A 10,460-nucleotide genomic window follows, 5' to 3' on the forward strand; every position below is an offset into this window, starting at 1 on the left:
GATGGCGAAAGCCGTCCGGTTTCAGAAATGCGAGGCACGGAAACGCGCCAGGAAGGTGCGCAGCCGCTCATTGGTGGTCTCGGCAGCGAGAACCTCCTTCGGCGGCCCCACGGCCGAGACGTCGCCATCGGCCATGAAGACGATGCGGCTGGAGGCGTCGCGGGCGAAGGCCATTTCATGCGTCACCATCACCATGGTCATGCCGTCCTCGGCGAGGCTTTTCACCACGGCCAGCACCTCGCCGACGAGTTCGGGGTCGAGCGCCGAGGTGATCTCGTCGAGCAGCAGGATCTTCGGCTCCATGGCGACGGCGCGGGCAATCCCGACCCGCTGCTGCTGGCCGCCTGAAAGCTCCGCCGGCAGGCTGTCGGCCTTGTGAGCGAGGCCGACGCGGCCGAGCCAATGCTCGGCGATCGAGCGGGCTTCGACATTGCTCTTGCCGCGCACCTTGGTGAGGCCGAGCATGATGTTGCCGGCCGCGGTCAGATGCGGGAAGAGGTTGAAGCTCTGAAACACCATGCCGGTTTCGGCGCGCATGGCGGCCAAATCGCGTTCGCTGCGGCGCTGCCGCGTCCCGGAATCACGGTATCCGACTTCCTTGCCGTCGATGCGGATCGAGCCCGAATCATAGCTCTCGAGGAAGTTCACGCAGCGCAGCAGCGTGGTCTTGCCGCTGCCGGAAGGGCCGATGATGGTGACCACCTCGCCCTTGGTGACCTGCAGGCTGACCGAGCGCAGCACCGCGACCGGGCCGAAGGATTTGGAGACCTCGGCGATCTCGAGAAGCGCTGGGCTGTTGCTGGAGCTGGTGGCCATGGTTAGTCCCGGATGAAGGCGAAGCGCCGTTCCAGCCTGCGGCTGGCGTAGGAAAGCGCGTAGTTGACGGCGAAATAGATCAGGGCGCCGAGGATGTAGAGCGGCATCGCCTCATAGGTGCGGCCGATGACCTGGTTGATGGCCTGCATCAGATCGGTGATGCCGAGCAGCGAGACCAGGGCGCTGCCCTTCACGGCGTCGGTGACGCCGTTGATCCAGGGCGGCAGGAAGCGGCGGAAGGCCTGCGGGAAGATGACCGAGGTGAGGCGCTGCCGGAAGGTCAGGCCGATCGCCATCGCCGCCTCTGACTGGCCCTTCGGTATCGAGGCCACGGCGCCGCGCACATATTCGACGACCTGCGCCGTCTTGAACAGCGTGAGCGCCAGCACCGCCGCCCAAAAGGACTGCAGATGCAGTCCGACCGCGGGCAGGCCGTAATAGACGAAGAACATCAGCACCAGGATCGGGATGCCGCGGATGGTGTCCGAGAAAATGCGCACCGACCAACGCAGCGGCGCCGGCCCATAGACGAGGCCGACACCCAGCAGCACCCCTGCGATCAAAGACAGGACCACGACCAGCAGCGAGACCCACAAGGTCAAGGCGAAGCCCTCGGCGAGGAACGGCAGGGCGTAGAGGATCTGACTCAGCATCTCAGCGCGCCGCCCTGAAACGGCGTTCGACCAGCCTGAGCGCGAACAGCAGGGCGTAACCGGTCACCAGATACATCGCCGTCGTCACCAGATAGACCTCGACGATGCGGAATGTGTTGAAGTTGATCCACTGGGCGCCATAGGTCAGCTCGGGCACGGAGATGACCGAAGCGATCGAGGTGTCCTTGAACAGCGAGATGAAGGTGTTGGACAGCGCCGGCAGCGTGATGCGCAGCATCGTCGGCAGGCGCACATGGATCAGGCGCTGCCATGGGGTGAGGCCGATCGCCTTGCCGGCGTCGAGTTGGCCGCGCGGCACGGCTTCCAGGCCGGAGCGGAACACTTCGACCAGATAGGCGCCGCTATAGACCGACAGCGTCACGACAAAAGAGGTGGGCGCGCTGTAAGCGAGGTCTATGACGGTCGGCACACCGTAAAAGACGAGGTAGACGAGCAGGATCAATGGCACGTTGCGGATGAATTCGACATAGGCCGCGATGATCGTGCGCACGACGCGCCCGGCCGAGACGTACCAGACCCCCAGCACCAGGCCGATGACGATGCCGATGGCGATCGAGATCACGGCGAGTTCGAGGCTGAGCAGCAGGCCACCCCAAAGCTTGTCGAAATGCCGCCAGATCAGGTTGAAATTGAGCGTGTAGCCCATGCATCCGTCTCAATGGCTCGCGGTGACAAACAATCTCTTGTTTTGGCGCAATTTCGGACGGAAAACCGCTTCACACTTTTCCTGAAATTGCTCAAGGATTCGTCACCCGCACGGCCCGTGTCGAGGAGGCGGAAGAGCGCCTGTCGCGCTCCTCCGCCGGCTTGGCGTAGGCTTGGTCAGATGACCGGGAAGCCTGGATGGCGCGGCGGCGGCTCCTGGCCGAAATATTCCTTGAAGGCGGCGTCATAGAGCGCCGTCTCGTGGCCGAACATGGCAATGGTGAAGGTCTGGTTGACGAAGGTCAGCCAATCCAGGTCGCCTTGCCGGACGGCAGCGCCGTAAAGCATCGAATACCAGCTCTTGCCGGCGTCAAAATATTTGTCCGGGTTGCGCGAGGCGAGCCAGCGCACCGTCGACAGATCGACGGCCGCGGCGTCGGCTCTTTTGGATTCCAGCGCTTGCAGCACGTTCGCCTGGGTGTCGATCTGCAGCACCTGAGCCTGCGGCAAGGCAAAATGCACCGAGCTTTCGGCATCGACATTCTGGAGGATCGAGATGCGGGTGTTGGCGCCATTCGCCAGGAGCTTGTCGAAGGTCTTGTTTTCGGAGCCGGGCAGCGTCAGCAGCGCCACGCCCTCGACATAGTAGGGCCGCGAGAAATGGATCAGCTGCGAGCGCTGCGCGGTCATGGTCATGAACTGGATGGTGATGTCGACCTTGTTGGTCGTCACGTTGGGGATGCGCTGCGCCGGGTCCTGGGTGACGAACTCGACCTTGGTCGGGTCGTCGAAGAGGCCCTTGGCGAGGATGCGGCCCATGGTGATGTCCATACCGACCAATTCACCGGCGTCGTTCTCGAAATGCCATGGCGCATTGGTGCTGCCGGTGCCGACGATCAGTTTGCCACGATCAAGCGCGGTGCGCAGCACGCTATCGGATGCGGCCTGCGCGGCTGCCTTCTCGGCGCTGATGGCGGTAAGCGCGCCGGCGGTGGCCAGCCCCGCCATTCCAAGTTTCAGAAAATCACGTCTGCCGGATGTGTCGTTCACGGCGACCTCCTTTGATGGTGTGTTCCCCAATGCAGCAGAAATACACGCCGCAATCAGCGATTGTCTCTTACAAGAGACGTGTGTATCCTGTACAAGACAGATACTAGCACCAGGAATCGACAATGCAAGAGAGTGAAATGCTGACCGGGTGGCCGAGCGAAGGCACGGGCGAAGAGCGGCCAGCTGGCTCGCGCGAGAAAGGTCTCAACAGGGTCCTGAACATCCTGGAGTTCCTGCACGCCAACCAGCGAGCGATCGGCATCGGCGAGCTGGCAAAGGGGCTCAACGCGCCGCGCTCGACCACCTACACGCTGGTGCGCGAGCTGGTCGAAGCCGGTCTCCTGGAAATGGCCGGCGACGGCAATCGCGTCTATTTCGGCAAGAAGCTCTATCTCTACGGGATGGCCTATATGCGCGGCAACGACCTGCTGAGGCGCGGCCGCCAGGAGGTCGATACGCTGTCGCGCGAGACCGGGGAGACGTCCGAGCTCTGCATGCTGCAGAGCGGTCGCTACACCATCATCCATTCAAGCCCGGGCACGAGGCCGTTCCGCATCAGCTCGGCCACCGGCCTGCAGATTCCGCTGCCATGGACTGCTTCGGGCCGGTTGCTGCTGGCCGGTCTTGATCGCAGCCGGATCGAGGCGATGGTCACGGAAGACGATCTCGTGCTGCCGGACGGCCGCAAGATAGAGATCGATGACTTCATCGATGACATCGCTCGGGCGCGCGTCACCGGCTATTGCGTCACGTCAGGCCTTGTCGACGCCTATACCAAATGCCTGGCGGCGCCCGTGTTCTCGGCGCCTGGCAAGGTCGAGGCAACGATGTGCCTTGTGGTGCCGATCGACACGTCGGAAGCGCGGACTGGCGAATTGGTCGCGTTGCTGCGCGAGCGCGCCGCCCGGCTTTCGATCTCGTAGACTGTGGAGCGCGGGAAACTGCCCGCTCAGGCGATGATGTCGGGAATGATGCGGTCTTCCAGCGCCGACAGCCGGTCTTTCAGGATCAGCTTCTTCTTTTTCATGCGCTGAATCTGAAGCGGGTCGCAGCCCGTGGCGATCATCGCGTTGATGGCGGCGTCGAAATCGGCGTGTTCTTGTTTGAGCCGGGAATATTCGAGGCGTATTTCAGCCTGTTCCTGTTCGGACATTATCTACCGTCTGCGTATGCATCGCCCAATCGGGCTGTTTGGGCGGGACCGGCTGGGTTTGTGACTTTTCGTCTGAGGCCGGCGCGCAGCCCTTATCACATTTCACTTTGTCGTGGAATGCTACCACGTGTCATTCGACATCGAGATCGGTTGGTGGCAGACTGTCACGGTGCCGTCACAGTCTCAACCTGCGGTGGACGTGCCTGCGACGGCTGCAATCGAGGAAACCATGAAAGGGAGAACCAATCATGTCTCTTGCATCCCATCTTGATGAGTTGCAGCGGAAACACGGTGATATCGAGCGCGAGCTCACCGACGCCATGAACCATCCTTCGGTGGACGACCTCGAAATCGTGAATCTCAAGCGACGCAAGCTGGCAATCAAGGACGAGATTGAAAAGCTGAAGGCTAGCCCGACGACACACTGAAGCTCCTCCAGGCACCATCGCCGCAACCCGCCGCGGTGAAACGTCCGGTGGCAGGAAATGCCACCGGCATGGTGTTTTTTAACTGAAATCGATGGAACGTTCGGTCGCGGATGCCGCGATCGGCAGAGCTGGCGTTTTTCGCGTGGCGGCTGCTGATTTGCCAACCTCGCCTGGCGCTTGCCATTGACAAGCCATCTTTGCTCCGCCACCTCATGCCGGGAACTTTCAGATGAAGGCGACCGGCATGACCGGATATTTCTCTTCTCCCTTCCCACGGCGCAGGTCGGTCGGCGTTTCGGTCGGCGGCGTGATGGTCGGCGGCGGCGCGCCCGTCGTCGTGCAGTCGATGACCAACACCGACACCGCCGATGTCGACCAGACTGTCGCCCAGGTCGCGGCGCTGCATCGTGCCGGGTCGGAAATCGTGCGCATCACCGTTGACCGCGACGAGAGCGCGGCGGCGGTTCCGCGCATCCACGAGAGGCTGCTCAGGCTCGGCATCGATGTGCCGCTGGTCGGCGACTTCCACTATATCGGCCACAAGCTCTTGGCCGATCATCCGGCTTGCGCCGAGGCGCTGGCGAAATATCGCATCAATCCCGGCAATGTCGGCTTCAAGGACAAGAAGGACCGCCAGTTCGCGGCGATCGTCGAAATGGCGATTAGACATGACAAGCCGGTGCGCATCGGCGTCAACTGGGGTTCGCTCGACCAGGAGCTGTTGACCCGGCTGATGGACCAGAACCAGGCTCAGGGCTCGCCGCTCACCGCGCAGGAAGTCACGCGCGAGGCGATCGTCCAGTCGGCCATCCTGTCGGCCGAGATGGCGGAAGAGATCGGGCTTGGCCGCGACAAGATCATCCTGTCGGCCAAGGTCAGCGGCGTGCAGGACCTGATCGCCGTCTATACCGAGCTTGCCACACGCTCCGACCATGCGCTGCATCTCGGCCTCACCGAGGCCGGCATGGGCACCAAGGGCATCGTCGCCTCTTCGGCCGCCATGGGAATCCTGCTGCAGCAGGGCATCGGCGACACGATCCGCATCTCGCTGACGCCGGAGCCCAACGGCGACCGCACGCGCGAGGTGCAGGTGTCGCAGGAATTGCTGCAGACCATGGGCTTCCGGCAGTTCGTGCCGATCGTCGCCGCCTGCCCAGGCTGCGGCCGCACGACATCCACCGTCTTCCAGGAACTCGCCCAGAGCATCCAGGCCGATATCCGCAAGAACATGCCGGTGTGGCGCGAGAAATATCCGGGCGTCGAGAACCTCAAGGTCGCGGTGATGGGCTGCATCGTCAATGGTCCCGGCGAATCCAAGCATGCCGACATCGGCATATCCTTGCCTGGCACCGGCGAGACGCCGACGGCGCCTGTCTTCATCGACGGCAAGAAGGCGGCGACGCTGCGCGGTCCGTCCATCGCGCAGGATTTCGAGAAGATGGTCGGCGACTATATCGAGCAGCGCTACGGACACGGCAAAGCCGCGGCCGAGTAGGCCTATGCACCGTTTCCTCACGGTGGCCCTGGCCTTGCTGTGCAGCTTGAGTTGGGTGGCGGGCGCGTCCGCCGACCCGCCGCAGTCGAAATCGGCCGGCAAACGGCTGATCAACCGAGTCTGCGATCTGATCGAAGCCCAAGCCCAACAGAACGGGCTGCCCAAGGATTTCTTCGCCCGGCTGATCTGGAAGGAAAGCCGCTTCGATCCGAACGCGGTGAGCCCGGTCGGCGCCGAAGGCATCGCGCAGTTCATGCCGGGAACCGCCAAGATGCGCGGCCTGGCCAATTCCTTCGACATCGAGCAGGCCATTCCGGCTTCCGCGAAATATCTAGCCGAGATGAAGGCGGGCTATGGCAATCTCGGCCTCGCGGCCGCGGCCTACAATGCCGGCGAGAACCGCGTGTCGCGCTGGCTGGCCTCCGGCGGCTTCCTGCCGATGGAGACGGAAAGCTATGTCTTCGACATCATGGGCGAACCCGTCGACAAGTTTTCCGACAAATCCTATGCCGGCACCGTCGAGCCGCTCGACCCCAAGATGAGCTTCGCGGTCGCCTGCCGCCGGCTGCCGGTGATCATGTCGCGGACGGTCGCCATGGCCTCGATCAACGTCAAGCCGTGGGGCGTGCAGGTGGCGGGCAATTTCCGCCGTTCCGCGGCGATCGGCCAATGGCTGAGGGTCAAGAGCCGGTTCCCGGCGCTGCTCGCCAGCCATGATCCGGTGGTGAGCCGGGTGCGCACGCCGATCGGGCGGCGCGGCATCTACGCGGTCAGGATCGGCGCGGACTCGCGCGGCGAGGCCAACGGCATCTGCGACAAGCTGCAAAGCGTCGGCGGCGCCTGCGTGGTGATGCGCAACCGGTAGCTATGCCGTCTTAGCCGTCACCGTCTCGCTGAGCCAGGTGCCGATCTTGGCGCCAAGGCGGTCGGGCGATACCGGCTTCGGCAGATAATCGTCCATGCCGGCCTCGATGCATTTCTCGCGGTCGCCCTTCAGCGCATGCGCGGTGACGCCGATGATCGGCGTGCGCTCACCGTTCTGCGCTTCCATCGCACGGATGGCGCGGGTCGCCTCATAGCCGTTCATTTCCGGCATAGAGACGTCCATCAGCACCAGGCGGGGGCGCAGCGCGCGGTACATTTCGACAGCCGTGCGGCCATTGCCGGCGATGCGGTAGCTGAGACCGAAGCCATTGAGGATCTGGCCGAAGACCAGCTGGTTCACGTCATTGTCCTCGGCGATCAGGATATCGATCGGGCCGCTCGGCGCTGCGGTCGATTCCGGTGCCGCCGGCACGGGCGCCGCCGGGCCGCGAATGACGGTGAAGGACGGCGCCGCCGCGACCGGCTCGCGCACGAAATGAGCCTTGGTGCCCTGCATGCGCGCCTTCTGTATGGCGGAGATCACCGTGCCCAGCAGCACCGCCGAACGCGCCGGCTTGGTGAGATGCGCGACGATGCCGAAATCGATAACCATCCTGCCGAAATCCACCTGGTCGACCGAGGTGAGCAGCACGACCGGGATGGACGAAAGCCGGCTGTCGGCGGCAATCGCCTTGGCGACATCGGCGCCGTTCATGCCGGGCATCTGGTAGTCGAGGATGATGCAGTCGACAGAGGCGCCGAGCTGGCAGGCGCGGTCGAGGAAGGCAAGGCCGACAGCGCCGCTTTCGGCGGCCGCACAGTCGAAGCTCCAGCTTCTGAGCTGCTCCAGCAGAATCTCCCGGTTGACCGGATTGTCGTCGATGACCAGCACCCGGGCGCCGGTGACATCGACCGGCACCAGCTTGTCGGCCGCCGCCTGGTTGTGCGCCGGCAGCGGCACGGCGAACCAGAAGACGGAGCCGCGGCCGATCTCGCTTTCGACGCCGATCTTGCCGCCCATCAGGTCGACAAGCCGGGCGCCGATCGCAAGGCCAAGCCCGGTGCCTTCGTGGCGACGGGTCGAGGAGCCGTCGACCTGGGCGAATTTCTCGAACACGCTTTGCAGCTTTTCGGCCGGGATGCCGATGCCGGTGTCCTCGACGCGGACCTTGAGCTGGACGACGCCGTCGACGACATCGCCGCCGACATCGACCAGCACATGGCCCTTCTCGGTGAACTTCACGGCGTTGCCAAGCAGATTGGTGACGATCTGGCGGAAGCGTCCGGCATCGCCGACGACAAAGGCCGGCAGGCGCGGGTCGACGCGCACGATGAGCTCGAGGTTCTTTTCGGCAACGCGCGCCGACACCAGCGTCGCCACATCCTCGACCGCTTCCGCCAGGCGGAAGGGAGCGGGGTCGAGGGTGAGCTGGCCGGCATTGATCTTCGAGAAATCGAGGATGTCGTTGATGATGGTGAGCAGCGCGTTGCCGGATTTGACGATGACATCGGTGAAGGTCTTCTGGCGGGGCGTAAGCTCCGTCTTGGCCAGCAGCTCGGCCATGCCGAGCACGCCGTTCATCGGCGTGCGGATCTCATGGCTCATATTGGCCAGGAATTCCGACTTAGCGCGATCGGCCGCCTCGGCCTTGAACAGCGACGCGGCGCTCTCGGCGAAGGCGCGGCGGATGGCGTTCTCCATCGGCCGGAAGATCAGAACCGCGGCGATGGCCAGCACGGCAAACAGCAGACCGCTCGCCCACAGCAGCAGCCGGTCGTTGGCAGCGTCGGCGAGGCGACGCTCCTCGTCGAGCGCGGTGCGCACCTTGACCAGCATCGGCTGGGCGAACAGGTCGTTCTGGTTGCGGATCTCGCGGTAGCTCCATTCATCGACCTTCTGCGCCGTCGACATCAAATTGAAGTTACGCACCATGTCGCGTGCCGACCAGAACAGGTCGTCGTTGACCGAAGCGGTGTCCAACGCGTTGATGGTGTTCCTGGACAGGCGCGGCCTGATCGCGGCCAACTGCGCGTTGAGTATCCCGATCTCGCTGGTCAGCCGCTCGGAGTGGCCGCGCGCGGCAGCGGCCAGCGCATCGCGCGTCTCGCTGCGCCAGGCGGTGCCGGTCGTCTCGGCGAAATTGGTGGCGTTGCGCAGGTCGCGAGCAAAGATGACGAAATTGCCGCTGAGGGCATCGACTTCGTGGCGGTACGAATTCACACGGTTGAGCGCGAACATCACGGCGGCCGAGGCCAGCGCGAAGACAAGCAGCCCCGAAATGTAGCGGATCCGGATCGACCGGAGGAAGGAAGAATATTCCGGCATGCGCCACCCCAACACATACGCATAATTTTAATGGCCGGGATTACGCTTGATTTACATTAAGATTTCGTTGGTGGCGGGGGCGGTCCGATACCAGCAGCAGCCTTGCGCGGTGTCCCGTTCCGGGCTGCAACGACCGGGCTTCGGCCCGAGCGACGTCTTCTCGCCGCCGCAACCGTGCCGAAGAGGGCTACGAGCTGGCGACGAGAGTGCGGTACCGCGCGGTCACCAACGCAATGATTGCCAGGTGAAGCAGGACCGCGAGAGCTGCGCCGATCAAGTGCGGGAGAAGACCTGCTGTCCGGCCGATCGTCCAGATCGTAACGACGCTCAGCGGCAAAAACAAAAGGACGCTGGTGACGAGGCCGGGATTGTATTTGCGCAATCGCGCCGACGTGACGAGATGCGCGAGCGCATTGACGATCATGACATAGGGAGCAACCAGGCCCCAAGCCGGTCCCCACAGCAAGGCCGCGTAAAGGGCCAGCAGGTTGATGCCCCAGACAAACGGGAGGTTGATGACGAGAACCGAGGCGACGGTAAGGGCGTCGCGGCCGCCGAAGACATGCTCGTTGGCGAATTTGCGGAACCGGTCGCCAGTGTGCTCCTCGACCTGATGGACCATGTAGACCGGGCTGTGCAGGAAGATCAGGAACACCGGCAGCGGAAGCGGGACCACCGGCGCAACCGCAACAAGCGATGCTGCCATGAACCCTGCGCCGACGACCCAATAGTCCGCTAGCCAGCGTTGCAGTTTAAGCATTGATTCCCGCCCTCCTCGGTCAGTGATCCTGACGCACATCGCCAGAGCTATTCAAGTGCGTGGACGCCTTGGCGCTCCGTGACCATGTCGGACATTGACTGCCGCGAGTGCCCCTGAGACAGTCAATGGAAGATGCGCGTCTCCGAAATTTGGGACTCCGTCGGCTCGGACACCCGTTGCGCCGTCGGGCCTTCCCTTCATCAGAGGTGGAAACGCGCGCCCGAGAGGCGGCCGTGAGCGAACCTACAC

Annotated in this window: 11 protein-coding genes; 4 read left to right on the forward strand and 7 right to left on the reverse strand. The window is 63.6% G+C overall.

Translation table 11 applies throughout. The features are described 5' to 3' along the window. Nucleotides 1–21: 21 nt before the first annotated feature. From EOA28_RS12455 to EOA28_RS12470, 4 genes are all read right to left on the reverse strand, one after another. Nucleotides 22–816, reverse strand: coding sequence for an amino acid ABC transporter ATP-binding protein (locus EOA28_RS12455; protein ID WP_127251041.1), 795 nt, complete (start codon nucleotides 814–816; stop codon nucleotides 22–24). Nucleotides 817–818: 2 nt separating this feature from the next. Further along, nucleotides 819–1,469, reverse strand: coding sequence for an amino acid ABC transporter permease (locus EOA28_RS12460; protein ID WP_126080816.1), 651 nt, complete (start codon nucleotides 1,467–1,469; stop codon nucleotides 819–821). 1 nt (nucleotide 1,470) lies between these two features. Then, the gene (locus tag EOA28_RS12465) at nucleotides 1,471–2,136 is read right to left on the reverse strand and encodes an amino acid ABC transporter permease (RefSeq protein WP_126080815.1); all 666 of its coding nucleotides are present in this window, start codon (nucleotides 2,134–2,136) and stop codon (nucleotides 1,471–1,473) included. Nucleotides 2,137–2,312: 176 nt separating this feature from the next. After that, on the reverse strand, nucleotides 2,313–3,143 hold the full coding sequence (locus EOA28_RS12470; protein ID WP_189341575.1) for a transporter substrate-binding domain-containing protein: 831 nt from the start codon (nucleotides 3,141–3,143) through the stop codon (nucleotides 2,313–2,315). A 164-nt stretch (nucleotides 3,144–3,307) separates the two neighbouring features. Between EOA28_RS12470 and EOA28_RS12475 the strand changes: the two genes are divergently transcribed. After that, nucleotides 3,308–4,108: an IclR family transcriptional regulator gene (locus EOA28_RS12475; RefSeq protein ID WP_126080813.1), complete on the forward strand. Its 801-nt coding sequence runs from the start codon at nucleotides 3,308–3,310 to the stop codon at nucleotides 4,106–4,108. 26 nt (nucleotides 4,109–4,134) lie between these two features. Here EOA28_RS12475 and EOA28_RS12480 read toward each other — a convergent pair whose 3' ends face one another. Beyond that, nucleotides 4,135–4,338 (reverse strand): YdcH family protein, encoded by a 204-nt coding sequence (locus EOA28_RS12480; protein ID WP_126080812.1) that lies wholly within the window; start codon nucleotides 4,336–4,338, stop codon nucleotides 4,135–4,137. A gap of 248 nt (nucleotides 4,339–4,586) precedes the next feature. Between EOA28_RS12480 and EOA28_RS12485 the strand changes: the two genes are divergently transcribed. The 3 genes from EOA28_RS12485 to EOA28_RS12495 all read left to right on the forward strand — a co-directional run bounded on the left by EOA28_RS12485 (nucleotide 4,587) and on the right by EOA28_RS12495 (nucleotide 7,126). Beyond that, nucleotides 4,587–4,766, forward strand: coding sequence for a YdcH family protein (locus EOA28_RS12485; RefSeq protein ID WP_042641511.1), 180 nt, complete (start codon nucleotides 4,587–4,589; stop codon nucleotides 4,764–4,766). A gap of 244 nt (nucleotides 4,767–5,010) precedes the next feature. Beyond that, nucleotides 5,011–6,261, forward strand: a complete 1,251-nt coding sequence (gene ispG, locus EOA28_RS12490) for a flavodoxin-dependent (E)-4-hydroxy-3-methylbut-2-enyl-diphosphate synthase (protein WP_126080811.1) — start codon at nucleotides 5,011–5,013, stop codon at nucleotides 6,259–6,261. 4 nt (nucleotides 6,262–6,265) lie between these two features. After that, nucleotides 6,266–7,126, forward strand: coding sequence for a lytic transglycosylase domain-containing protein (locus EOA28_RS12495; protein WP_126080810.1), 861 nt, complete (start codon nucleotides 6,266–6,268; stop codon nucleotides 7,124–7,126). On the opposite strand, the gene EOA28_RS12500 is transcribed toward EOA28_RS12495, so the two are convergent. After that, nucleotides 7,127–9,451 (reverse strand): response regulator, encoded by a 2,325-nt coding sequence (locus tag EOA28_RS12500; protein ID WP_126080809.1) that lies wholly within the window; start codon nucleotides 9,449–9,451, stop codon nucleotides 7,127–7,129. Nucleotides 9,452–9,638: 187 nt separating this feature from the next. Further along, nucleotides 9,639–10,211: an HXXEE domain-containing protein gene (locus EOA28_RS12505; protein ID WP_127251042.1), complete on the reverse strand. Its 573-nt coding sequence runs from the start codon at nucleotides 10,209–10,211 to the stop codon at nucleotides 9,639–9,641. Nucleotides 10,212–10,460: the final 249 nt, after the last annotated feature.

Source organism: Mesorhizobium sp. M2A.F.Ca.ET.067.02.1.1 (assembly GCF_004023285.1).
GTDB lineage: Bacteria > Pseudomonadota > Alphaproteobacteria > Rhizobiales > Rhizobiaceae > Mesorhizobium.

Excerpts from the sequence above, each read along its gene's own strand:
- EOA28_RS12455 (WP_127251041.1), bottom strand. The coding sequence starts at position 816 with ATGGCCACCAGCTCCAGCAACAGCCCAGCGCTTCTCGAGATCGCCGAG.
- EOA28_RS12460 (WP_126080816.1), bottom strand. The coding sequence starts at position 1,469 with ATGCTGAGTCAGATCCTCTACGCCCTGCCGTTCCTCGCCGAGGGCTTC.
- EOA28_RS12465 (WP_126080815.1), bottom strand. The coding sequence starts at position 2,136 with ATGGGCTACACGCTCAATTTCAACCTGATCTGGCGGCATTTCGACAAG.
- EOA28_RS12470 (WP_189341575.1), bottom strand. The coding sequence starts at position 3,143 with ATGGCGGGGCTGGCCACCGCCGGCGCGCTTACCGCCATCAGCGCCGAG.
- EOA28_RS12475 (WP_126080813.1), top strand. The coding sequence starts at position 3,308 with ATGCAAGAGAGTGAAATGCTGACCGGGTGGCCGAGCGAAGGCACGGGC.
- EOA28_RS12480 (WP_126080812.1), bottom strand. The coding sequence starts at position 4,338 with ATGTCCGAACAGGAACAGGCTGAAATACGCCTCGAATATTCCCGGCTC.
- EOA28_RS12485 (WP_042641511.1), top strand. The coding sequence starts at position 4,587 with ATGTCTCTTGCATCCCATCTTGATGAGTTGCAGCGGAAACACGGTGAT.
- ispG (WP_126080811.1), top strand. The coding sequence starts at position 5,011 with ATGACCGGATATTTCTCTTCTCCCTTCCCACGGCGCAGGTCGGTCGGC.
- EOA28_RS12495 (WP_126080810.1), top strand. The coding sequence starts at position 6,266 with ATGCACCGTTTCCTCACGGTGGCCCTGGCCTTGCTGTGCAGCTTGAGT.
- EOA28_RS12500 (WP_126080809.1), bottom strand. The coding sequence starts at position 9,451 with ATGCCGGAATATTCTTCCTTCCTCCGGTCGATCCGGATCCGCTACATT.
- EOA28_RS12505 (WP_127251042.1), bottom strand. The coding sequence starts at position 10,211 with ATGCTTAAACTGCAACGCTGGCTAGCGGACTATTGGGTCGTCGGCGCA.